The 25,881-nt window shown below is 39.8% G+C and carries 17 protein-coding genes; 11 read left to right on the top strand and 6 right to left on the bottom strand.

All coding sequences use genetic code 11. The annotated features are described in order from the left end of the window. Positions 1-98: 98 nt before the first annotated feature. The 3 genes from BST97_RS14125 to BST97_RS14115 are packed head-to-tail and all read left to right on the top strand — an operon-like array spanning position 99 to position 5,147. A complete protein-coding gene (locus BST97_RS14125) occupies positions 99-1,781 on the top strand; it encodes an ATP-dependent DNA ligase (RefSeq protein ID WP_085767844.1) in 1,683 nt (560 codons plus the stop codon). Positions 1,782-1,815: 34 nt separating this feature from the next. Then, on the top strand, positions 1,816-2,577 hold the full coding sequence (locus BST97_RS14120; RefSeq protein ID WP_085767843.1) for a class I SAM-dependent methyltransferase: 762 nt from the start codon (positions 1,816-1,818) through the stop codon (positions 2,575-2,577). 2 nt (positions 2,578-2,579) lie between these two features. Then, entirely contained in the window at positions 2,580-5,147 is a 2,568-nt protein-coding gene (locus tag BST97_RS14115; RefSeq protein ID WP_085767842.1) for a ligase-associated DNA damage response DEXH box helicase, read from the top strand. Positions 5,148-5,391: 244 nt separating this feature from the next. Here the strand turns inward: BST97_RS14115 and BST97_RS14110 are convergent, their stop codons facing one another. Both BST97_RS14110 and rho read right to left on the bottom strand, forming a co-directional pair. Continuing rightward, positions 5,392-5,979, bottom strand: a complete 588-nt coding sequence (locus tag BST97_RS14110) for a hypothetical protein (RefSeq protein WP_085767841.1) — start codon at positions 5,977-5,979, stop codon at positions 5,392-5,394. Between the two features lie 33 nt (positions 5,980-6,012). Beyond that, positions 6,013-7,746 carry a transcription termination factor Rho gene (gene rho / locus BST97_RS14105; protein ID WP_085767840.1) on the bottom strand — a complete coding sequence of 578 codons (1,734 nt, stop codon included), beginning with the start codon at positions 7,744-7,746 and terminating at the stop codon, positions 6,013-6,015. 203 nt (positions 7,747-7,949) lie between these two features. On the opposite strand from rho, the gene BST97_RS14100 reads away from it, so the two are divergent. Both BST97_RS14100 and BST97_RS14095 read left to right on the top strand, forming a co-directional pair. Further along, positions 7,950-8,360 carry a DUF4293 domain-containing protein gene (locus tag BST97_RS14100; RefSeq protein WP_085767839.1) on the top strand — a complete coding sequence of 137 codons (411 nt, stop codon included), beginning with the start codon at positions 7,950-7,952 and terminating at the stop codon, positions 8,358-8,360. Positions 8,361-8,805: 445 nt separating this feature from the next. After that, positions 8,806-12,429 (top strand): T9SS type A sorting domain-containing protein, encoded by a 3,624-nt coding sequence (locus tag BST97_RS14095; protein WP_085767838.1) that lies wholly within the window; start codon positions 8,806-8,808, stop codon positions 12,427-12,429. Between the two features lie 108 nt (positions 12,430-12,537). On the opposite strand, the gene BST97_RS14090 is transcribed toward BST97_RS14095, so the two are convergent. Next, positions 12,538-13,029 carry a metallophosphoesterase family protein gene (locus BST97_RS14090; protein WP_085767837.1) on the bottom strand — a complete coding sequence of 164 codons (492 nt, stop codon included), beginning with the start codon at positions 13,027-13,029 and terminating at the stop codon, positions 12,538-12,540. A 12-nt stretch (positions 13,030-13,041) separates the two neighbouring features. Then, positions 13,042-13,809: a tetratricopeptide repeat protein gene (locus BST97_RS14085; RefSeq protein WP_085767836.1), complete on the bottom strand. Its 768-nt coding sequence runs from the start codon at positions 13,807-13,809 to the stop codon at positions 13,042-13,044. Positions 13,810-14,014: 205 nt separating this feature from the next. Here BST97_RS14085 and BST97_RS14080 point away from each other — a divergent pair, with 205 nt between their 5' ends. The 4 genes from BST97_RS14080 to BST97_RS14065 all read left to right on the top strand — a co-directional run bounded on the left by BST97_RS14080 (position 14,015) and on the right by BST97_RS14065 (position 22,922). Further along, on the top strand, positions 14,015-20,548 hold the full coding sequence (locus tag BST97_RS14080) for an alpha-2-macroglobulin family protein (protein ID WP_085767835.1): 6,534 nt from the start codon (positions 14,015-14,017) through the stop codon (positions 20,546-20,548). A gap of 37 nt (positions 20,549-20,585) precedes the next feature. Continuing rightward, positions 20,586-21,527, top strand: coding sequence for a geranylgeranylglycerol-phosphate geranylgeranyltransferase (locus tag BST97_RS14075; protein WP_085767834.1), 942 nt, complete (start codon positions 20,586-20,588; stop codon positions 21,525-21,527). A 136-nt stretch (positions 21,528-21,663) separates the two neighbouring features. Continuing rightward, complete coding sequence (locus tag BST97_RS14070; RefSeq protein WP_085767833.1) at positions 21,664-22,578, top strand: mechanosensitive ion channel family protein; 915 nt, start codon at positions 21,664-21,666, stop codon at positions 22,576-22,578. A 68-nt stretch (positions 22,579-22,646) separates the two neighbouring features. Continuing rightward, complete coding sequence (locus BST97_RS14065; protein WP_085767832.1) at positions 22,647-22,922, top strand: hypothetical protein; 276 nt, start codon at positions 22,647-22,649, stop codon at positions 22,920-22,922. Positions 22,923-23,077: 155 nt separating this feature from the next. Here the strand turns inward: BST97_RS14065 and BST97_RS14060 are convergent, their stop codons facing one another. Both BST97_RS14060 and BST97_RS14055 read right to left on the bottom strand, forming a co-directional pair. Further along, positions 23,078-23,380, bottom strand: coding sequence for a GNAT family N-acetyltransferase (locus tag BST97_RS14060; RefSeq protein ID WP_085767831.1), 303 nt, complete (start codon positions 23,378-23,380; stop codon positions 23,078-23,080). Between the two features lie 22 nt (positions 23,381-23,402). Next, on the bottom strand, positions 23,403-23,837 hold the full coding sequence (locus BST97_RS14055) for a hypothetical protein (RefSeq protein WP_085767830.1): 435 nt from the start codon (positions 23,835-23,837) through the stop codon (positions 23,403-23,405). Between the two features lie 247 nt (positions 23,838-24,084). On the opposite strand from BST97_RS14055, the gene BST97_RS14050 reads away from it, so the two are divergent. Then, a complete protein-coding gene (locus BST97_RS14050) occupies positions 24,085-24,759 on the top strand; it encodes a fasciclin domain-containing protein (protein ID WP_211277438.1) in 675 nt (224 codons plus the stop codon). A 53-nt stretch (positions 24,760-24,812) separates the two neighbouring features. Further along, positions 24,813-25,823 (top strand): metal-dependent hydrolase, encoded by a 1,011-nt coding sequence (locus BST97_RS14045; RefSeq protein ID WP_085767829.1) that lies wholly within the window; start codon positions 24,813-24,815, stop codon positions 25,821-25,823. The last annotated feature ends 58 nt before the right edge of the window (positions 25,824-25,881 follow it).

Below are 25,881 nucleotides of genomic sequence, written 5' to 3'. Positions count from 1 at the left end.
AGTTCGAGCGTAGTCGAGAACGATTCAAGTTCGAGTTCAGGTTCAGCATCTTCCTCAAAGAGGCTTTCAAGTTCTGGTTCAAATTCAAATGAAAAGTCATGAAAGAATTTGCTGAACTCATACGCATCATAGACGGGACTAACAAAACCAACCTCAAAGTTGCTGCGCTCACAGAATACTTCAAAACAGCACCAGACGAGGATAAACTGTGGACCGTTGCTATTTTAAGCCATCGGCGTCCTAAACGACCGGTGAACACGACCTTACTCAGAGAATGGGCGACTGAAATTAGCGGGATACCCATGTGGTTGTTTGAAGAAAGCTACCACATCGTAGGTGATCTTGCAGAAACTATTGCGCTTATACTGCCTACATCTAACGAATCAATGGATAAATCGCTACACGACGTAGTGCACGATATCATTAATCTCAGAAAAAAAACGGAAGATGAAAAACGCTCCTATCTCCAGGAAAATTGGCTTAAGCTGAATTACTATGAGCGATTTGTATTCAACAAAATCTTGACGGGAAGTTTCAGAATAGGTGTTTCCCAAAAGTTGATGACTCGTGCGCTTGCTGCTGCAACTGGAATCGATAAAGACGTTCTTGCTCACAAACTCATGGGTAGCTGGACAGGTGAAAATACCACCTTCCAAGAACTCGTTTATGAGGATAATGAGGTCGCAAGACGTGGCAAGCCCTACCCTTTCTACTTAGCCTATGCGATTGAGGACGAGGTAAACGATTTAGGCAATGTCTCGGAATGGAGCATGGAACACAAATGGGACGGTATACGTTCACAAACCATTGTGCGTGGCGACGAGCTTTTCGTTTGGTCACGCGGTGAGGAACTGGTTACCGACAAGTATCCTGAGCTTCAAAAATTCCTTGAGGTTATTCCAAATGGAACGGTTATCGACGGTGAAATCTTACCATTTAAGGATGGAAAGATCATGAACTTCAATGACCTGCAGACCAGGATAGGTCGCAAGAACGTGGGTAAAAAACTGCTCAAAGATGTTCCCGTAGTGATTTACGCCTATGATTTGCTGGAATGGGAAGGAAAGGACATTCGTGAATTGCCATTTGTCGAACGTCGGGAACTTCTTGAGAAGCTTTTTTCAGATGCTCATGAGAAATTTCGCTTTCGCGCGGTCGCTGAGCGGAGTCGAAGTGAAAGCGAGATTGAAAAAAGTGAAGATTCAGATTCGAAAGCAGGTTCAGATTTAAGCTTACTACCCCTGAGATTATCAGAGACCATGACTTTTAGTAGTTGGGAAGAAGCTGCGGCTGAGCGTGAACTAAGTACTGAGAAACGATCTGAGGGGTTAATGATCAAGAGGAAGGATAGTCCTTACCTGGTGGGAAGAAAGAAAGGCGACTGGTGGAAATGGAAAATTGATCCATTTACCATCGACGCCGTGTTGACCTACGCAATGAGAGGACACGGTCGTAGGGCCAATTTGTATACTGACTACACCTTTGGATTGTGGGATGATGGTGAGCTGGTCACTTTCGCGAAAGCGTACTCTGGACTAACCGATGCCGAATTCAGAAAAGTAGACGCGTGGATCAAACGGAATACTCTGGAACGCTTCGGACCGGTACGATCTGTCACTCCACATCATGTTTTTGAGATCGCCTTTGAAGGTATCGCACCCAGCAAAAGGCATAAATCCGGAGTCGCGACACGTTTTCCTAGGATCGTACGCTGGCGTACCGATAAGCCCATTGAGGAAGCTAACACACTAGATGACCTCAAAGCGATGATTCCGAAGTAAGTTTAAAAACAAGTCTAAGATTAAGTCAAAAAACATGATTAGTAAATCTAGTCTCATAAAAACACTTATAGTTTCAATTTTACTTTTCACAACTAGCTGCAAAGGGCAAACACCACCTGGTTTTGAAAAAAATATTGACGATGGTGAGCAAAATTCAGAATATGTCTATAAAAGTGGTAGCATCAATGGAATTGGGAAATGGTATCAAGGCCGTGAGATTGCACATGTGATGGGATTTCAAGGTATGGAATGGCTCGAGCGTCCAGAGCGGGAAAAGGAAGAAAATGTTTCCCTACTCATCAAAAATATGAACATTCAACCAAAAGACGACATTGCTGACATAGGCGCTGGATCTGGATACCACGTATTCAAAATGGCACCACTTGCTAAAGAAGGAACTGTTTATGCGATTGATATCCAGCCTGAAATGCTTCAAGCTATTGAAACTAAAAGGAAAGCGCTCGATTTAAAAAACATCGAGCTCATTCAAGGCGCAGAAAAAACGACTAATCTCCCAGCAAATTCGGTTGATAAAATTTTAATGGTAGATGTGTACCATGAATTTAGTTTTCCAGTGGAGATGCTGGCATCCATGAAAGAAGCTTTGCGAAATAATGGCCAAATTTATATGATTGAATATAGGCTTGAGGATTCTAACATTCCCATCAAGACCATCCACAAAATGAGCGAGGAACAAACCGTAAAAGAGTTTGAAGCTAATGGTTTTGTCCTCCAAGAAAATATTTCCAATTTACCGTGGCAGCATTGTATGGTTTTTGTTCATGCACCTGAATAAAAATGACAAAAAAACAACTCCATAAAATTGCCGATGATTTTTTTCAGTCTCAGGGTTGGAACACTTTTCCCTTCCAGAAAAAGACTTGGGATGCTTTTCTGGCTGGCAAACATGGATTGCTGAACGCGCCTACCGGTAGCGGAAAAACCTATGCACTCTGGATCGCCATTGTTCTAAATTATATTAAGGAAAATCCAGATTACCACAAGAAACCTAAGGCGGGTCTCAAGGCTATCTGGATTACACCGTTGAGATCTCTGTCTCAAGAAATCATGCAGGCCACGCAGCGATTTGTCGATGCAATTGACCTGCCGTTTACCGTGGGAATACGCTCAGGAGACACCAGTAGTAAGGAGCGTACCGCTCAAATGAAACGCATGCCTGATCTGCTCATCACCACTCCAGAAAGCTTGCACTTGCTGATTGGTAGTAAACGACATGAAAAAATTTTCAAGACTTGTACGGCCGTTGTAGTCGATGAATGGCACGAGCTTTTAGGAACCAAGCGTGGTGTGCAAATGGAACTGGGCATTTCCAGACTACGAGCTCTTTCTCCAGAGCTAAGAATTTGGGGAATCAGCGCTACCATTGGAAATTTGGAACAAGCAAGAGATGTTTTGCTGGGAGTGGATACCGGTGACTTCGACTCCGCGTTCATTAAGCGGAGTCGAAATGCTCAGCCACCTGAAAACGAGGTTGTATTAAAATCTCGTCCCGATAACTATCGGGATCGCGAAAGCGCTCGCGCTGAGCGGAGTCGAAGTGTACTCATAAAAGCCAATATCAAAAAAGATATTCAAGTCAAATCCATCATTCCGGAGAGCATGGACAAGTTTCCTTGGCGAGGGCATTTAGGATTGCACTTGATGGAAGATGTGGTTAAGATTATTAATTCTAGTAGATCCACTCTTATTTTTACCAATACGCGTGCGCAATGCGAGCTTTGGTTCCAGGCTTTGATGCACCAGCATCCTGAATTTGCAGGCGAGGTGGCAATGCATCACGGCTCGATCAACAAAGAGACGAGAATCTGGGTCGAGAATGCGATCAGGAACGAGAGTTTAAAAGCTTGTGTCTGTACCTCATCGCTCGATCTGGGAGTGGATTTTGCTCCAGTAGAGACCATTATTCAAGTAGGCGGACCTAAAGGCGTCGCTCGTTTTCTACAAAGAGCAGGGCGCTCTGGCCATAGACCTAACGAGACCAGCGTTATCTATTTCTTACCCACTCATGCGCTGGAGTTGATTGAAGCCAGCGCACTACAAAAAGCGGTTACCACTCAAGCCGTTGAAGATCGATTGCCTTTTATTTTGTGTTACGACGTACTCATTCAGTATTTGTGTACGCTTGCTGTTTCTGGTGGATTTTACCCTGATGAGATTTTCCCACAAATCAAATCAACTTTTTGCTATGCAGGGATTACTGAAGATGAATGGGACTGGTGTCTAAAATTTATCGTTTATGGCAGTTCATCGCTCCAGAATTACGACGAATATAAAAAGGTAAGTATCGCACCCGATGGTAAATATTTCATTGACGATCGAGCGATCGCAATGCGGCACAGATTACAAATGGGAACTATCGTGACGGGAACGACGGTTACGGTAAAATTTGTGACTGGTGGTTATGTGGGTAATGTAGAAGAATACTTTATCAGCAAGTTGGATCGTGGCGATGTGTTTGTGCTGGGCGGTCGCACGCTCGAATTTGTTCGGTTGAAGGGGATGGTGGCCCAAGTAAAAATCGCCAAAAAGAAAAAGGCCAAAGTAAGCAATTGGCAAGGGAGTAAACTGCCTTTGAGTTCGCAGCTAGGGGAACTGTTGCGAGAAGAAATGGCCAACTTTCAAACCGGTCAAAAACACACTCCAGAAGCACAGGCATTAAAGGACATAATCAAGCGACAGCGACGGGAGAGCATTGTCCCTAAAAAAGACCAATTTCTGATCGAGACTTTTAAAACTCGTGAAGGATACCACACGGTTTTTTATCCATTTGAAGGGCGATTTGTGCATGAGGCGATGGCTGGAGTTCTTGCTTACCGCATCAGTTTATTGAAACCTATCACATTCTCACTGGCATTTAATGATTATGGCTTTGAACTTTTAAGTGATCAACCATTTGACATGCAAGAAGTTTTGGACAACAACTTACTCACACCAGAAATGCTGACTGATGACCTGCAAGCCAGCGTTAATGCTACTGAAATGGCTCGTAGAAAGTTTCGGGATATCGCCGTGATTTCTGGACTTGTTTTTACCGGTTACCCTAACAAATTGATCAAAACCAAACACTTGCAAAACAGCAGTCAGCTGTTATTTGAGGTTTTTAGAGACAACGAGCCCGAGAATCTGTTGTTCCGGCAAGCCTACACCGAAACTTTTGAACAAGCCATAGAAGAATACCGCTTACGAGAAGCGCTTGAAAGAATCCAGAAGCAAGAAGTCGTTTGGTGCCCTTGCGAACAACCCACGCCCTTCTCCTTCCCGATTATTACAGACCGCTTACGCGAAAAACTAAGTAGTGAAAAACTCTCCGATCGTATCAAGCGCATGCAGGTTAAGTGGGAGTAGAATGACTTTGAATTTGAACTCGATCCAGACAACTGTAGGGAGGAAGTTGAAGCCTCGTAGTAATAAGACCTCTGAGGTTTTGAAAACCTCAGAGGTCCATCTAAGTTCAAGGAGTTGTTCCCGATCATATCAATCTTCTCGCTTTCGCGCCGTGCCTTCGGCAAGCCTATGGCGGCCGATGGAAAGCGGAAAAAACAAAAGGCTGGATCAAATCCAGCCTTAAAATAATTCAATGTATTCAGTTTTACTTCTCAGATTTCAAACGCGCCAGTTTGTTGCGTTCATCTTGAAGTTGACGACCTAGTTTTTGTTCTTTTTCGATAGAACGTTTACGTAGATCTTCCAGCTCCTCTTCCGTTGATTTGAGTTGTTTCAAGGAATTGCGAGTCGTTGTGTTACTGCTCTTGAACTTGAGAATAAAAATCACCAGCGCAAGTGCCAAAACTCCTATAATGCTCCATACAACAGTATGATAAGCCGATTTGCTGGTCTGGACACCCATGAAATTCATGGAATCCTTCTCGGCATTTACGTTTACCAGTTCCTGATCAGTCGTTGAAACCTCATCTCTCAATTGCTTGATGGTTCTACGTTGATCTGTGATGGTATCTCCCAATTGAGCAATCTTATCATTAAGACTCGTTGAGTATTTTGCAACTTCTCTTCTGAGATTGTTGATCTCAGATTTTTTGATGACCTTATATTCCTTAAAGTCATTAGCACCATCAACAACTTCATCAAATCTGTTATCGATTGATTCAGTAGTTGCCTCTTGTGCAGTTGAAGCAAGGCTGAATAGAACAAAAGCAATAATGGTTATTAAATACTTCACTAGAAAAAAATTTAAAAAACGATCAAGTTAAAATCAGTCGTTCATAGTCGCGAGGAATTCCTCGTTATTACGCGTTTGCTTAATACGTTGGGACATAAATTCCATAGCTTCTACCGGATTCATATCGGCGAGATATTTTCTCATGATCCACATGCGTTGCACGACATCCTTTTCTAGAAGAAGATCATCTCTACGTGTAGAAGATGAAGTAAGGTCAATGGCCGGGAAGATTCTACGATTAGAAATGTTACGATCCAGTTGCAGTTCCATGTTACCTGTACCTTTAAATTCTTCAAAGATCACCTCATCCATTTTTGAACCTGTTTCAGTAAGCGCCGTCGCTATGATAGACAACGAGCCACCTCCCTCTATATTACGGGCGGCACCAAAAAATCTTTTGGGTTTGTGAAGCGCATTTGCGTCTACACCTCCAGAAAGAACTTTACCACTTGCTGGTTGCACAGTATTGTAAGCTCTTGCGAGACGCGTTATAGAATCTAAAAGAATCACTACATCGTGACCGCACTCGACCATTCTTTTGGCTTTTTCCAAAACAATATTAGCAACTCTTACGTGATCATGAGCTTCCTTGTCAAATGTTGAAGCGATGACCTCTCCATCTACATTACGTTGCATGTCTGTGACCTCTTCTGGACGCTCATCGATCAGAAGAACCAATTGATATACTTCTGGATGGTTTGCTGCGATGGCATTTGCAATATCCTTGAGCAACATGGTTTTACCCGTTTTAGGCTGGGCTACGATCATACCTCGCTGGCCTTTTCCTATAGGTGCAAAGAGATCCATCACACGCGTAGAAACTGATGCTCTACGCTCCGCGAGATTGAATTTCTCATTTGGAAACAATGGTGTAAGGTGTTCAAAGGAAACACGATCACGCACAACCTTAGGATCTAATCCATTGATCTGAGAAATTTTAATGAGAGGAAAATATTTCTCACCTTCTTTAGGAGGTCGCACCATTCCCAGAACCGTGTCACCGGTTTTCAAACCAAACAATCTGATCTGCGACTGAGAAACATAAATATCATCTGGACTCGCTAAGTAATTGTAATCGCTACTTCTCAAGAAACCATAACCATCTGGCATCATATCCAGAACTCCCTCGCTCTCGATAATACCATCAAACTCAAAATCAGGATCGCGGTAGCGGTTGCGGTTGTCCTTATTACCCTTAGGAACGTGGTTATTATTACTGTTGTTATTATTGTTACGCTGGTTCTTATTGCGGTTATTGTTGGAGTTATCAGACTTGGACTGCTGTTTACTATCGTTGCTCAGCTCATTTTTACTTGAGTCAGAGTAAGATTTATCTTTTGTATTTCTTTGTTGATCCTTAGCAGAATTTTGTTGAGCCTTTTCTTTATGACCTTCCTTCTGAGTGCGCTGTCTTTTAGGCTTAGAGTCAACTTGTGATTTATTATCACTGTGTCGAGCGGTATCCTTGTTCTGCTTATCATCATGTTGAACTCGAGGCTTACGCGTGCGTTTCCTCTCCTGACCCTTTTCTGAGGCAGTAGATTTCTTACTGTCAGATTGTTGTTCAGAAGGGGTTTGGTCTGGCTTAGCTTGATCACCAGATGTGTCTATTTGCTTAACAGCCTCTGGATTAGACGCTTGAAGGTCTAAAATTTTATAGACCAAATCAAGTTTTCTAAGTTGTTTGAATTTTGGAACATTAAGTTCCTTTGCAATTACGTGTAGTTCTGGTAATTTTTTTGCTTTTAAATCATCGATTTGAAACATGTAGCTATGTAAAAGAAAATGTGATTATTGATGGGAAATGAAGAGTAGATAAATCTCTTGAAAAATTTCACTCGTTAGTCAACCTATAAAGAGGAGGTTAACTCAAAGATGCTGCAATAATACAGTTTTTATTTAAATGAACTATACCTTTTAACTTCTTATGTCATATTTTTGCCCTGTGTGATTTTGATCGCTCAAACACTATGATACAACGCATTCAAACCATTTATCTTTTACTTGCAGCGGCAACTTCTGGTGGACTCATTTTTCTGGTGAGCTTATGGGTTGACGGTGAGGGCAATGAGGTAGTTGCCATGGATGAGAATGTATACTTTGGAGCATTTGTTACAAGTGCAATCCTGTCAATAGTTGCCATATTTCTTTATAAGAATAGACAGCTGCAAACGGTGATTAATCGTTTGAACTTAATGTTGAATTTAATTTTACTGGGAGTCTTCGTGTATCGAGCACTAACTATGTCTGGAGCGACGGCGGTTGCTGAGAAAGGCATTGGGATGTTCATTCCTATCCTATCTATCGTTTTAATCGTCTTGGCAAACAAGGCAATAAGAAAGGATGAACAGCTTGTAAAATCAGCTGATCGATTGCGATAGACGCTTGAATCTTAGTATATTAGTGAAACCTGTGAGGCGCCACCTTGCAGGTTTTTTTTATTTGTATCAAATTCACAATCAATGTTTATGTTGGGAGTGTTACGCTTTCGCGAAAGCTAGAAAATTGAAAGAGATTATTGTGTGAAACCAAATACTTAAGTGCAAAACACGGTAAATTCCGAAAAGAATTCCTGACAAAAAGCCTTTGGAATATCCTTATCCCCCCTGATCCATGAGTTCTTAAATGGTTTATGAGTTCATTTGAAAATTGCCTTCTAAACTTCACCTTCCTTATAATATTTATTGATTTTGAAATCAATTAATCTGGCATTATGGCTATTTTTCTCAATGGTGCGCAGCTCACTAATTTTTTAAAAATTTAAGAGGAATCTTGTATTATTGTATATTTGACCACCCCCTCCTTTTTAACCTATTCAATTACTTTATGAGAATTTTGAAATTCACAAGCTGTTTACTTGCGTTTGCAGGGCTTATGCATGCTCAACAAATTAGTGTAAGCTCTGCTCGATTTACTTCCAATCAGGAAATGAATACTCCACCATCACCTAATAATGTTCAACCCATCACCTCTACACTTTCAACACCTATTTGGGGTACTGGAGCTGCGATCGGTTCCTCTGAAGGTCAATTTGCAAATGCATTTATAAACGCAGGCAGTTATTCCCCAGGAGACAATGTGTCAAGCTGGACCGCTTTATCTATTTATGATAATGGAGGTGCAAATATACCTGGAGCGGCATATTGGACGCGCAGCACATTAGGTTACTCCCAAGGGGCTTACTGGAACGGCACTATACCAGTAGCTTCACCCACTGCGGCAAATGGTGTTGCCATATTTGATTCAGATTATATGGACAATAATGGCACGCAACTGGCATTTGGCACCGGGACTTCTCCTTCTTCACATAAAGGCGAACTTATAAGCCCACGAATTGATCTTACTGGCCATGCAGATGAGGCGATGAAGATTGAGTTTTTTAGCTTTTATAGAAATTTTCAAATTAGTGAACTTTCTGTTTCTATATCTACAGATGACGGTTCTACCTGGACTACTGCTGACTACAGGTCTTTGACAGCCGATCAAACTGAAGAAATGGTGAGTGTAATTTTTTCCAATGCAACTGCTGGGGTGACTAACCTTTCTCAATGCAGGATCAAATTCACCTTTGATGGAGATTATTATTTTGCAATTGTAGATGATGTAAGTATTGAACCTGCCACCTCTGCTGATCTAACAATAGATATACTCAATTCTGGGAACTCTGTTGGTTTTGAGTATGGTGATCAAGTCCATATCACGGGAAATCGATTTTTCCCAATCAGTCAAATTATTCAAGATGCACGCTATATTTCTTTTGGAGCCAATGTCAAAAACATTGGTGCTATCACAGCAGATTTATCCGATGCCCCAGCGCTCAATCTTCTAGTAGAACGTGGAGATGATATTAATGGCTGGGTAGCTGTCCACACCCAAAATTTAAGTGCTACCCAAAGCATTGATCCAAACGATGGAGTTACACTGACCGGTATCTTAGATGACACTTCATGGATGACGTTGGGAAGTTATAGGGTGACTTATACAGCAACATTTAATGGCACAGATGCAGATAATTCAAATAATACTGCCATTCATTTTTTTGACATCACAGCAAACAATTATATATCAAAAGTAGGAGTAGATACAAACGGTGATCCTTTATATACAAGGCGAATTTTTCCGGGAGGCGGACCGTTCCAAGAGTGGGAGTTAGGCTCGGTATTCAATCTTGAGAACGCTTCTGGATCGGGTATTGAGATAAGTGCGATCAATTATGTTTATTATATAGCAACTAATTATAATGGTGCTGCAAATCATACTCTTTACGCACACATATACAGTATTAATGATGCTAACAATGATGGAGTCATTAACGATCGGACTGAGCTCACTCAAGTAGGTCTTGCTGAATCTAACTTAACTGGATTAGGCACGACTGTAATCAATGGCAGCTATGGAACAGCTAGTTTCAATAACTTTACAGACCCTATGGGAAGTAATACATTAGGAACACTACCATCAGGAAAATATTATATATCCATTGTTACCAACCCCTCTCTTTCAGGAGGGCTATCTACATTTAACACAGGTGACGTTCCGTGGTTGGGAGTTTCAGAGGAGAAAAATTATAATATGAATGTAGGTTTTATTCCTAATCCTCCATCAGACTTCATTATCAACCCGTCCCCTTTGAGTATGACTGATTCTTCTGGAGCTGAGTCATTTAATTGGCTAGGTTTCGGCGCAGACATTATACCATCAATGAGTATTGAAATCAATACGACACGTAACACCTCAATAGCTGATGGAAGCTATGGTTCAAATAGCACGTGGAGCAATGGCGTGGTCCCTACAGACAACGAGACTGTGTATATTGATAATGATATATCGATAGACAGTGATGTTACCATTACTGGAGACGTGACCATCAACAACTCAAAATCTCTTTCTATAAAACCGGGAAAAGTATTAACGCTAGATGGTAATCTTGACAACAGTGCAGGTGGAAACATTGTTTTTGAAAGCGATGCAACCGGTAACGGTCAACTCTTGGTAAATACTGGAGGTAGTTTATCGGGCCCAGCTATTGTAGAACGTTTTATTCCAGCTTTGAATAATTCGCGTAGAGCATTTAGATTTATCACTCCAGCGGTTACATCTACAGGTTCCATCTATGAGAACTGGCAAGAAAATGGAAATACACCCGCAGGATTTGGAACACACATCACAGGAAGCACTACGGGAGCTAATGGTTTTGACCAGACTATCAGTGGAAATCCATCGATGTTCACCTATGAACATCTTAATAATTCTTGGGAGGCTATATCTAATACAGACACAAATACACTTCAAGCTGGAAAAGCCTACCGTATTTTAGTACGTGGTGATAGAAACTTTGATCTTAACAATGGCACGGTACCGCCAGTAAACAGCAATGTCATCTTGAGAACAAAAGGGAGCTTAGAGCTCGCTGATGTAGAATTTAAGGGAGAGGTTGTTAATGGTAATGATTCAGGAGCTTTAAGTAGACAGGCAGGAGAATTCAGCTTTATAGGAAACCCATATCAAGCAATAGTAGATTTTGAAAATCTAGCAAAAATCAACATTAATCCAAACTTTGTTTATATCTGGAATCCTAATCTAGGAACTTCAGGTGCTTATGAAACCGTGGACGTTTCTGGAGCCATAGATTCTAGACAGTTCATTCAGCCGGGTCAGGCATTCTTTGTTTTAACTGTTGCAAATGGAGATACCTCACTCACTTTTAATGAGGCCGCTAAATCTGTTAATAATTTCTCCAACAGTCCGTTTAGTATACCTAGCATATCCAATTATGTAGATATTACTCTCACTGATGCAAATGAGTTGGTATTAGATAAATTGAAGATCAATTTTGACGGTGAAAATGAAGTGAATAATATGGACGCACCAAAATTGTTCAATCAGTATGAAAACATTTATATAGAATCACAAGGAAGAAACTTGAGTATTGAACATCGTGCACTTCCATCGCAGAGCGAGACCGTACCATTGTTTTTATCTGGTCACGATCGGTCGGATTTCAAATTGACTCTCGATATTAATATACCTATGAATCTAACAGCAATGTTAATGGATAACCTTGATAGAACATCTACAGTTTTGAGTCAGGGAGAAAACATTATAGAGTTTCAAGCAGACCCTTCAATTTCTGGCAGCATGGATCTCAATCGTTTTGAATTGAGGTTTAACCTTCAAACACTTTCCATTGCAGATGTAAATTCAAACGTTGATTTGTACCCTAATCCCTCAAGCAATGGACAGATATCTATTAGCTCTCAGCTTTTTTCTGAAGGGGATGTTACTCTGAGTCTTCATAATATTATGGGTCAAGAGATATTAAGAAAAGAGGTGATTGATTCCACCAGCGACACCCTTAAATTGAACACTCAGGGGATCGCGGCAGGCACTTATATTTTACAGATCAACTCTGCAAAAGTCATGGTTTCCAAAAAGATTATTTTGAGATAAAAAAGTCCCTAAATTTTAAAAGCGGTACGTCTGATCTGGTGTGCCGCTTTTTTTGTAGAAAATTTGAATGATCTCGCTTTCGCGAAAGCGAAAAATAAGCATACAGCTTTAACCTCGCTCTTTCTCCACCACCTCAAGATTCTCAAGCTTCCCTTGTACGATTTCAAATCTCAACATCGTGCGTTTTTTATGAAAGCCATGAACTCCAGCCGCACCAGGATTGAAGTGGATCAGGTCTAGTTTTTTATCCCTGACCACCTTTAAAATATGACTGTGTCCACAAATAAAAACATCTGGTGGGTTCTGACGTATCAAATCCCTAACATTTGCATTGTACCGACTGGGATACCCGCCGATGTGAGTGATCCAGATATTCAGTCCATCACGATTAAATCTGTTATGTTCTGGGAATTGCTGTCGTGCGGTAGCATTATCAATATTCCCCCAAACTGCTTGCAATGGTTTAACCGCGCTTATCGCATCAGTGACCTTTAAATCACCTATATCGCCAGCGTGCCACACTTCATCGGCCCATTGAACGTGTTTCATGATCCAGTCATCCAAATGGCTGTGGGTGTCAGAAAGCAGGAGGATTTTCATGAATTTTATTTTTTAAGATCGTGATTTTTGAGTGACTAGATCTATCTCGATTCTTTCTACAGCTGATTGAAAAGGCTGGTGGGTCGGAAATCTTTGTGCTGCCTTTAAATAGGTGCGGTATGCAGATTCTAAATCCTTGACCTTTTCCTCTTGCAACTTTCCCAGTTTGGTAAATGCGGTAATAGAGTTTCCTATCTCCAATGCTTTCTTCAAACAATTTTCTGCAGCCTTTAAGTCCTTGCGATGCTCGTTAATTATTGCGTGAGCGTACCAGCCGTCTATTTCTGAGATTTTTGAAAGCTGGTCTGCATATTTTTTGCTCGTCTTGTAGGAGCCTCCCAATATACCTGGCAGCTCACAATACAATTGGACCAATGCGTATCGCACCTCTATATGTTCCGGATCGAGATCAGCAGCTGTTTTGAGATGGTGTTTAATACTTCCCAAAAGTGTTAATGCTTTGAATTTAGAAGCATTTTTGGCCTGCATTGCGAGAGCGGCTCCTAGCTTGAAGTTATAATTGGCGCTTTTCTCATTGCTTTCAACTAACTTTTCATACCACCCTGCGGCATTTTCAAATTCATTTAAGTAAGCATGACAATCGCCTATGCGCTCTACAATCGTGGTATCTTGGGGATGTGCTTCTTGAAGTTTATGATAATTAGCTAAGGCTCTTTGATATTTTTTGTTTTGGAAAAGTTGTTCCGCTTTCGCGAAAGCGGGCTGAGCAAAAACACAGTTTCCTGCAAAGAGTAAAGTAATAAGAAAAAACATTTTCATCGAGGCAAATGTATCAACTGAAATGCTCAAAGAATCACTTATATTTCTTAAAGACGGGTTCAATGACGCGAATTGTTTATTACTTTGAGAATTCAAGTTATGATCCGGTTACCTCATCCATAGGACTAACTGACTCAATGGAGCTATACCTTGAATATAATTTCAGTGATATTTGTGTACATCGACACTTAAAAAACCAACTATTATGAAATTCTATTATTTACTACTTATCAGTTTAACCTGTAGCCTTGCCATGGCTCAAAAACCTTTTGACAAAAAATGGGAGGAGGTTGAACTACTTGAAGTTCAAAACAAAATTGATGACGCACAAAAGATCGTCAAAAGAATTAAGCGCAAAGCACAACGCCGTGACAATGAAAGCCAACTAATAAAAGCATTTATCTACAAAGCTAAGTTTGATTTGATTAATTCAAGCGGCGCCTTGAGTGATGTTGAAAGTGAATTGCAGCAACTTATTAGAACAAGCAACTCACCATCGAGGAACATTTATCAAATGATCTATGCAGAACTACTGGAAAATTTCAAGGATCGCGAGTCAAGCAATTTAAGGGAGCGGGAAAAATTTGATATTAAAATTGATTCCACGGATCATAGAGCATGGGATTTATCATATTTAAATCAGAAGATCAAACAGCTTTACGATAGCTCTATCGAGAATCCAGAAGAACTTAGTAAAATTTCTATCGATGAATATGCGGCGATTATTACTGATACTTTGTACACTAAAAAGTGGCAACCTACCCTCTATGATTTACTAGCTCGATCAGCAATTGAAAACCTCAAAGACGAAATCAACCCTTATTTTATGAGTACAGAGGTAGATTCAATTTACCTTCAAGAAGCAGTTAAGCTGAAACCCGACTTGACTAAAATCAAACCATCAAATTCCTTTGAAACAAAATTCAAACAAATTATTGAGATTTATCAGCAGTTAGAAAATATTCACCTATTCACTCACAGAGAAGCAGCGTATATCAAAGTGGTCATTGATCGTATAAATTTTGTTCCAACAAACAATGATGACAAACTCATCAAAACCTATGAAGAATCCCTTTCAGCTCTAAGTACTGAATATTCTCATGAACCCGAGCATACTCTTGCAACTTATCAGCTTGCAAAGCATTTTTTCTCGAAAGCCAACGTCGATCAATATTTAAGAAGAGATTCTAAAAAGGAAAGTAACAGGCTAAGAGTAAAATATAGAGCAAAAGCAATTGAGCTAGCCCTACAGTCGATAGAACAATTTCCAAAAAGCTTTGGTGCTAGACAATGCAAGTCACTTCTCGAGGTTTCAAGATCAAGCTCCATAAACATTCGGTTTGAGCCTATATCATACCCAGAACAGTATTCCATTGCACAGATTGATCACAAAAACATTGACAGCCTCAAAGTTTTCTGGAAACGCATAAGTATAACAGATTACATAAATTTGGAAGATTCCCTTGCGGATGCAATTTATAACAGTGCTAAAACCGAAAACAGTTTTGAAAGGATAGTAGAGATTGACTTAAAAACTGAACACGATGGATTTAGAGAACAGCTGAATTATCCATGGCAGGCTCCTAAAAGTGAAGGAAACTATCTTATATATCTTGAATACAAAACAGGAAATATTACCAAGATCGATTACGAACAGGCGCAAGTCACCTCTATATTGCCACAAGCTACTTATGATGATGATCGTGCGTACTTCAAAGTTCTGGAGAGATTCACAGGCTATCCTTTAAAAGGGGTGAGGGTTCAAATGCAAGAAGATGAAGAATTACCAGTTGTAGAAGTCGTAACCGATTTTGATGGAATGGCGATAGCTAATATTAAAGATTTTGATGATAGCCATTCCCTGCTTTTCATTAGAGGAAAAGACTCATTACTACTTGACAATTATAGTCTTTATTCAAACTATGAGGATAAAGAGGAAGAAGTTGATGAAAAAACAGTAACCACTTACGTTTACTTAGATCGAGGTATCTACCGACCAGGTCAGACCGTTTATTATAAAGTAATTGTCGTTGTTGAAGAAAACGGCTCAACTCGCGTATTGCCCAATGAGGAATTAAATTTTTACGTCGAGTCTGCAAATGGCAGAGAGATATTTGATATTTATCAAACCACTAATGAATATGGAAGTTTTCACGGAAGTTTTGAGATTCCAGAGGGAGTCGCACTGGGCGAGTTTAGCATTGATATTGATTCTGATGAGGAAACGATATTTTGGGATATTGTGGATGGCATAAATGGCTGGGATACTGCTAAGACCTTCAGAGTAGAGGAGTATAAAAGACCCACCTTTGAAGTAACTATTGAAGAAAAAGATCGCAAGTTTCTAGTAGGATCAAACATTCAACTTAAAGTGAATGCTAAAGCCTTTTTGGGAGCCCCAATTGACGGTGCACAGGTAAATTACTCGATTTATAGAAAATCCTATGATTATGGGAACTTAAGATATTCGTACGGATATGATAAAATAGACAGCAAGACTTTCAAAAATGATAGCATCACAACAAATACTAAGGGTGAATACATCATTGATTTTATTGCAGAGCCTAATAATTATAAAGAAAAAGAAAACGACCAGAAGCTAAACTACGCTTATAAGATCGAGGTGGAAGTGCTTGATGCCAATGGAGAACAACATGATGCACAAACCGTTGTCGAGGCAAGCTCCAAAGCGCACGAATTGATTTTAGAAACACCAGCCGAAATCAGCCTAAACAATCGTTCAATTTCATTTTACTCAGAGAACTTGACTAAGCAAAAAATTGAAAAGTCTTATCAAATAAAAATCTACAAAACCACAGGTGAATACCGTAATACTAATGACCCATGGAGTGAGACTGGACTTTCTAGAAAAAAACTAGATTCTCTCTTCGCTGATGACCTCAATTATAAATTTAACTTTGCAAAGCAAAAAGATTCGCTTGTTTTCTCTAAGGTTTATGAGCATCAAGAAACTGTCCAAACGGAATTGCCTATCGATTCATCTTGGAAAAACGGATTCTATCGAATTGAGGTGGAAACCTTATCAGTAGATGCTGAAAAAAGCCCTCTCAAAACATCTAAAACTTTACCGTTCTGGATCAACAAGAATCAGCCTTTAACGCCATTACTGGCGATGGAGAATCATCGATTTACGGACGAAGGTGTCGACATAGATTTTTTCACCTCAGCAGATAGTACCTACGTGAGTATGTATGTTTTTACTCATGATAAAGATTTAAGAGAAGAGAGTTTTACTATTTACAAAGGTAAAACCACCCACAGCACCACTTATTCAGAAGTTCCAGGATCGATTACCTATTTTAAGTATGAGACTACACGCAAAGGTGCCACCGGATCAGGAATGTTATCTATAGAACGTACAAGGGAAGAGCAAGGGGCTATCAGAATAAAAACTGAAACACTTAGAAATAAACTTCAACCTGGAAAAGAAGAAACTTGGAGTTTTCAACTTGAGAATGAAAACGGCTCCCCATTTCAGCTAGAGGCTTTAGCAAGCATGTATGATGCCAGCTTAGATGACTTCAAAGAAAATGAATGGATGCCATTAAAACCTTTAGATACATACCGCTATAACAAACGTGAGCCCTTTAAATATTATATGACTCTAAGAAACTATTACGGCTATGCTTATTATAGCGGTGGCACTTCATATGGTTACGGTTTATTATCACTGCCTTCAGGACCTCATTGGGTATTTCACGGTTTGCTACAAGCAGATTACCATAGTCTCTACCGTTCTTATCTCGAAAGTTTAAAATTGAAGCGCAAAGACAAGAAAAAGCTCAAAAAAGGGGCTCATTTACTTGGCGTAGTCACCGGTCCAGATGGCTTGCCTATCCTAGGAGCGACTGTTCAAATTTTAGATACCCAAACGTTCACAACAACAGATTTTGATGGTAATTTTAGTATCAGTGCCGAAACCGGCGATACCATACTTATAAGTTATACAGGATATGATTCACAACAAATAATTGTAGGAAAAAGCAACTACAAAGAAATTCAGTTGACCACATCTTTAGATGAGGTTGTGGTAACGGGTTACAGAACAATTCTAGGCGTACCACCACCTAATTCTAACGCCATTCAACGCCTAATGGGACAAGTTCCAGGAGTAACTGTTCAAACAGCTACAGGTCAACCGGGAGCAAATTCATTAAATCAAATACGAGGTGTAAGTTCTATGAATGAAAATACTGAACCTTTAATTGTTTTTGATGGCAAACCTATTACTGAAAAGCAATTCGGGCTGCTCAGTAGAGAAACGATAGGTGAGGTGACGGTCATCAAACCTGAAGATGCCACTGCGATCTATGGTAATCGAGGCAGTAACGGAGTAATAATCATAACTCCAAAAAAAGGATTCAATTATGAAGAGCTACTTAACCTAGAAAGTCTCGCCAATGTTGAGACTCGTAAAAACCTAGATGAAACGGCATTTTTTCTTCCTCAACTCTATACTGATCAGAAGGGCTCTTTGAAATTCACATTTACCAGTCCCGAGATGCTCACCCGCTGGAACTTCCAGTTGCTAGCACATAATAAAAATGCAGAATCAAGCATCATTTCCAGAGAGGTTGTCACCCAGAAGGACCTCAACATCATTTTGAATAAGCCCAGATTTGTAAGAGAAGGAGATTATTTAGTGCTCAAAGCTAAGCTCATCAATCTTACAAATAAGGACATTAAAGCCCTGTGCAAATTAGAGTTTTCCAATGCTTCAAACATGAAAAAACTGAACATAATTGAAGGTCCCAGTCTTAAAAATTTGAGCATTGGAAACAAATCAAGTCAGAATTTAAGTTGGAAAATTAAGGTTCCAGAAAACCTACCTGCTCTTTCCTATAAAATCATAGCGAGTGCAGGCAACTTTAGTGATGGTGAAGAAGGTGTGATCCCTGTGTTACCCAATAAAATCCTAGTTAGTCGCACTACTCGATCGTGGATTGCCAGTAAGGGAACGGGTGAAATTACGCTTCCCGACCTAACTCGAGAAAACATTAACAAATACGATTCAAAAAATCTCTCTTTTGAATTTCAGGGCAGTCCTAAAATAGCCATCATATATGCCCTCCCCTACCTCATGGATTATGCGCATCAGTGTTCTGAGCAAACCTTTGCAAAGTACTATGCAAATGCTGTAGCCGCCCACCTAGTTCAAAGTGATCCAGAGATCGCCCAATTTATAAAACAGAACCATCAAAACTCCAATCCAGAAGAAGAGCCGCTTCAATCAGCCATCAACAGTTCTCCCTGGTATTATAAGCTGGCATCGCCACAGGTTAAACTAGAGCGTCTTGTCTCCTATCTAGAACCTGAAAAAGTACAAGACCAGCAGAGCCGTCATTTACAGCGTCTCAAACTCATGCAGGATAGTGATGGTCTCTTCCCATGGTTTGATGGTGGCGCTCCTAATATATCCATCACTCAACACATCTTGAATGGTTTGAGTTTTCTGAAGCACAAAAATTTATTGACTCAAGATGAATTCCCAAGTTTCATGTATGAGAAGGGACTTCAGGGATTAGATTCTTACTGGAAAGAATATCTGGAAGATTTTGATAAACAATATAATAAGGGAGTTGAATCCTTTACATTCAGCACGACATATTGGGATTACCTCTACGTCAGGTCTCAGGAAAAAGATGTAGAAGTTAAGACAGACTCTACAGATATCTTAGGGAGGGTTAAGGATCTCGCTTTCGCGAAAGCGAAAAAACAATTTGCCACCTACAGCATTTATGAACAATTGCTCATGGCAATGACTTTACACAACGAAGGCCACAACAAAGAGGCAAAGAACATTCTGCAAGGATTACGACAAATCGCTGTCAAAAATGATGAACGTGGAATGTACTGGAAATTCCACGAAAACAACAGAGGCTGGTACGGTAGGGCTATAGAAACCCAAAGTCTGGCCATAACAGCATTTTCTCAAATTCTCAACGATACCAATACAGTAGAATTGCTTAAAATCTGGCTGTTGAACAAACAAGAATGGGCGAGCTGGGGAACGACTAAAGCGACCGTTATGGCGAGTACTGCGGTTTTGGAAACTTCAGGAAAAGCAACCGAAATACAGATGCCAAAAATTTACTGGGGAGGTACATCCATCACGGAGCAGCAAAATATTTCTCAAGGCTCAATGGAAGCTTTAAATAGCATCACGGGAAATGTACCTATTGAAGACATCCAGGAATCCTACAAGACACTCAAAATCGACAATAAATCTGATCAGCCTGCTACCGCTGCGATTCACTGGGATTTTATGGCTCCTCTTGAAGAGTTCAACGCTTTAGAAGATGATGATGTAAAAGTGAACAAAAAGCTATACCATAAGGATGATTCCAATCAATGGTTGGAATTAACACACGGTGACATTCTTGAGTTGGGTGAAAAAATCAAGGTAAAACTCTTGATAGAAACCACAAAAAACCTGAGTTATATCCATTTGAAAGACTTGAGGGCGTCTGGCCTTGAGCCCGTTGAAACGCTTTCAGAACACTCACGGGTCAATGGAACTACATACTACAAAAGCATACGTGATGATAGACACGACTTTTACTTTGAGTTGATGCAAGCTGGAACTTATGTGATCGAATATGAATTAATGTGTAATAATGCGGGCGTATTTGAAAATGGTTTTGCCAGAATGGAAGGAATGTATAATCCAGAGCTGAAAGTATACAGTAAAAGCATGCGCATTAAAATTCAGGACTGAATAGTATTTGCAGTATATCAAGATGTATTTTTGATTCATGACCCAAAATCCTCAGAATCCCCCTGCTGAAACGGCGCGTGAGAAATCACTATTTGTAAAAGCGCTGAGCCTCTTCAGCTCTGTGCGGTTGTATAATGTGGTACTGATGGGGTTTGCACAGTTGCTGGCGGCTGTTTTTATCATTGCTCCAGAGAAACCCATCGTCGATACACTGGCTGACCCAAAACTCTGGCTGCTGATTATTGCATCGGCGCTCTCAATTGCTGGTGGGTACATCATCAACAACTTCTACGACCGCGAGAAAGATCTTATCAATAGACCTCAAAAGACACTATTGGAAAATCAAGTGAGCAGGAACACTTTATGGACTGTTTATTTTGGAGTTAATGGACTTGCCTTTGGACTAGGACTCATCGTGGCTTTTAAAGCTGGGCTTTTCTATGCCGGCTATATTGCTCTTATGTGGCTTTATTCTCATAAATTGAAAAGACAATTATTCTTGGGAAATCTAACAGCTGCGCTGCTTGCTGTTCTCCCTTTCTTTGTTCTTTTCATGTACTTTAGAAATTTCTATGAAGTAATTTTAGTACATGGATTTTTCTTGTTTTTGATTATCGCCATGCGGGAGATCATAAAAGATCTTGAAAATTTACAAGGTGATCTTGTTCAAGGCTACAACACAATACCGGTCGCTTTAGGTGAAAAGAAAGCAAAACAGTTCTACTCACTTCTCACGTTCCTCACAACCTTACCTATTGCGGTGCTTATAGGCTATTTCTCCATAGGCTATATGGATTATTACTTTTGCTTTATTGCAGGAGCGCTTCTTATTTGTTTACCACTTCTCTGGAACTCTCGGCGTAAACGTGAATACATCCTCATTCATTTTATTTTGAAAATCATCATCGGCCTGGGAGTTTTCTCGATTCTGTTGATCGATCTAGAAAATCTAATTCTCAAGGTCTCTAATTTGTGGTAATGAGGGTGAATTGTTAAATATTTTATCATTTCTGCATAAATACTAGAGTGATAAAAGCTACTTTACGTTAAACCCTGTTAATCTTCAAGCTCTTAACCATGACCGCTGTTAATTTAGCAGAAATTTTACTGAAAATATGCAAGATAATTCCGCAGCAGAGCAATCGACTGAACTAAAAGATAGTGGAACCCTCATACTTGACCAGCTCACTTCATGGTATAATTCATTTATGAAAATGCTACCTAATCTAGGTATTGCTATTCTAGTTCTTATCGTTGCTTATGTAATTAGTAAGTATGTAGATAAGGGAATTAGAAAGTTATTACGGAGTCGTGTTTCTCAAGCTTCAGTAAGGCGCCTTGCCGGTAAGGGTGTTGCGATAGTAGTAGTTCTAGGTGGAATTTTCATTGCTATGAGCGTGCTTGATCTCAACAATGTCGTGAGCGGTATCATCGCTGGTGCTGGTGTATCAGGACTTGTTATAGGACTAGCTCTGCAAGGTTCACTTTCAAATGTAGTGAGCGGTGTTATATTATCCTTCAGGAAGCAGATCAAAGTCGGTGACTGGATTGAGTCTAATGGATATTCAGGTGAAGTTCAAGAGATTCAACTTGATAAACTCATTCTTAAGCAAGCAGATAACAATATTGTGGTATTACCTAATAAAGATGTCTTTGATAACCCTTTACTTAATTACTCTTTAACTGATCGCATGAGAATCATCCTTCTATGTGGCGTAGGTTATGAGAGCGACCTTGAGCAGGTTAGAGATCTTGCCGTTAAGACGATTTCTGAAAAATACCCACAAAAAGATGGTGAAGAGGTGGAGTTTTTCTTCAATGAATTTGGAGACAGTAGCATCAACTTCATGTTACGATTCTGGGCAGATGCCACTAGGGCAAAACACAAACATATCGCATTGAGCGAAGCCGTTATTGCCATCAAAAAAGCATTTGACGGAGCTGATATCAACATTCCATTCCCAATCAGAACTTTAGAATTCAACAATAAATTAGGCTTAGAGAAGTCTCAAAATTCCCCAGAAAATTAAAATTCCCACTAATTAAAAACCACGCTTCACTTACTTACGTAAATGCATGGTAACCAAAAAATTATCTGATGAATATTAAATTGCTACCTTATTATCTAGTTTTACCGCTCTTGTTTTTGAGCTGTTCTGCAAATCAAGACGTTGCTCAACTTCAAAAGAGTTACGAGGCTACCAGCAACGAACTCCTTTCTTACAAGGCCCAGAATATGAGACTTCAGCAACAGCTCACTCAACTAGAAGAGGAATTGAACAAAACAGAAAAAGTAGATGCTGTTGTTTCTCAAAGTCAAATTCTAGAGAAGCCACAAGAGGTTAAAAAAAAAGAGGCAAAGGCAAAAAGTTGATTATGCTTGATCTACTTGTTAAATTGTAACTTGGCCAGCTCTTTTTTTAGATCGACTCAAATCAAACATAAAAGGACGGAAATTTACCGTCCTTTTTCTATTAAATTGATCGTGGTAATCTCGCTTTCGCGAAAACGAGTTGCCACAATACCTGGTCAATTAGAGCAATGATGATTAATATTTCGGTAAACCAGTTCCTTCCACTCAGGATTTTTCTTTAGATACATTGCTACAAAAGGACATAAGGGAACTAGTTTCAAGCCCTTACTCTTGATATCATTTAAAGCTCTTTTCACAATTATGAAGCCTATACCCTGACCTTCGTAACCCTTAGGCACTTCAGTATGGGTGAGGTATATAGTTTCTTGAGCAACGATGTAGTCTATAAAAGCAATTGCATCATTTAAGTGAAGTTCAAACCATTTTAAATCTTCATTGTCATTAAATTGATAATCCATCCTACACTATTTAGATTGTTAGCTATAAAATAGAAGGCAAGGCATTCAGTCTACCATGAAAGGTATCCTTTCTAATTTTATCGTAAATCAAATACAGCTTAATATTATTGATTAAACTTTGTTCTAAGTGCGGAGTATCAGACAGAACTCGGTTCCTGAAATCCAGAGCATTATCGTTGTAATTGGCAGCTCTTCTTAAATTTCTCAAATAGTTCAAGCGTTCTAGGGTAAAAGAATTAAGCGTGGAATTTCTCCGAGCATCTTTTATTTCCCGTCTTATATTATAGTCATCGCTCATAAGTATGACATTAATTTCTTGCTGATAAATCGATTCTTCATATTTATTAGTTCGATCTAAGACTATTATATCAAGTGAATCTTTATATTGAAAAATCTGAGCACTAGCAGATTGAAGGCTGATGAATAAAGAAGCTAGTATTATATAAATAGTTTTCATAACCTTTATTTTTATTTGTTCCTACAAATATCGACATCGTAGGTAGTTCTGAGCTTAATCATACTACCTCAGAAAAGGTAAATTCTTCCTTCACCCTATGCATCATGATAATTCCGTTATTTGAGAAATTTGTCTACTATTACATTGTAATTAGTTAATTATGGGTTAATTACTGCTTAAGTAATTGTGAGAAAGTTTTGAGTGAGTTCATTCTATGGTACATTCACTTCAACTAAAAACAATAGACATGAAAATCACAAGAATTTTTAGTATCGCATTTCTTTCAGCTACCTTATTCATGGTATCATGTAAAGATGAAGCCGCAGAACGGGAAGCAGAAGAAAAAATGGAAATGGAAAAACAGGAAGCAGAAATGGAGCAAAAGCGAGCTGATTCCCTTGCCATGGTAGAAACCCAAAAAAGAGAGCGCGATGAACGTGCTACTAGCATCAATGGAGCTATGATGTATGATGACATGACCATCGTAGAAAATGCATCAACCAGTGATGATCTCTCAACCCTCGTTGCTGCTGTAAAAGCTGCTGATCTGGTTGAGACTCTGAATAGCGAAGGACCATTTACCGTATTTGCACCTACAAATGCTGCATTTGATAAACTGCCTGCCGGTACAGTAGATAATCTCATGAAAGCTGAAAACAAAGCAAAATTAAAAGGCGTGCTCACCTACCATGTAGTTTCTGGAAATGTTATGGCTGCTGATCTTCAAAAAATGATCAAAGATGGAAACGGAACGGCCACCCTTAAAACTGTAAATGGTGGACAATTGACTGCCATGGTAAAAGATGGTAAAGTTAGGTTGAAAGATGCCAAAGGAAATACTTCCACAGTTACCGTGACAGATGTGAAGCAATCTAACGGTGTGGTACACGTAATTGACACAGTGGTTATGCCATCTGCATAGTCCCAATATTTTAATACATTTGAAAAGCAGTTCTTTAAAGAGCTGCTTTTTTTATGGATAGTCTTACACAAATTGTACTGGGCGCTGCCGTTGGGGAGGCCGTTTTAGGAAGAAAGGCTGGCAACAAGGCCCAGCTTTATGGAGCCATTGCCGGCACAATTCCAGACCTAGATGTCATCGCCCGTTATTTCACTGATACCATAACCGCGACTGAAATCCACCGCGGTTTCAGTCATAGTGTATTATTTGCCGTTATCGCCTCGCCCGTTTTGGGTTGGATTGTAAACCGCATGGAGCATAAATTGAACCTCGGGTGGAGATCGTGGGCATGGCTGTTCTTTTGGGGCATCTTTACCCACCCTTTACTCGATGCTTTCACAACCTGGGGAACACAAATTTTTTATCCATTTGATTATCGGGTCGCCTTCAACAGCATCTTTGTCATTGACCCGCTTTACACGTTGCCATTTTTGATCTGCACAATTTGGGCGATGTTTTTGAAAAGAGATACGCTTTCGCGAAAGCGAATGAACCTAACAGGCATCGTACTAAGCTCCAGCTACCTACTTTTAAGCGTCTTATTGAAGTCGATGGCTCTCGGTCAATTTGAAGCTGCTCTAAAAGAACAAAATATTGCTTACAACGAAATTTCAACACGACCTGCTGCATTAAATACCATCTTGTGGAATGCTAACGTAGATACCCAAGATGCCTACTTAATAGCCGATTACTCGTTTTTTGACAGCAAACCCATATCATTCAAAAGCTATCCAAAAAACCGCAAGCGGGAACCGAACTTCACAAACCCACAATCTCAACAAAATCTTCAACGGCTTATTTACATCAGCCAAGGTTGGTATTTGATGGAAGAAAAAGAGGGCAACTGGTATTTCTACGATTTACGTTTCGGGTTGATGCCGGTAGCAAATGGAAAGGAACAATTTGTATTTTCCTACCTACTCAAAGAAGAAAACGGAGTCCTCACCGCCCAAGAAACCGAAAAAGCACCTCGTGATGCAGGACTTCTACTAGAAACCTTGTGGGAACGGGTGAAGGGGAATTGAAATATCACAAACAAAAAATTTTATTATTCATCACTCAAAGTACAGAATAGGCTCCCAC

It is taken from the genome of Nonlabens spongiae, assembly GCF_002117125.1.
Taxonomy (GTDB): domain Bacteria; phylum Bacteroidota; class Bacteroidia; order Flavobacteriales; family Flavobacteriaceae; genus Nonlabens; species Nonlabens spongiae.
The sequence above is the reverse complement of the archived record's forward strand: the minus strand, read 5'-3'. Positions and strand labels throughout refer to the sequence as shown.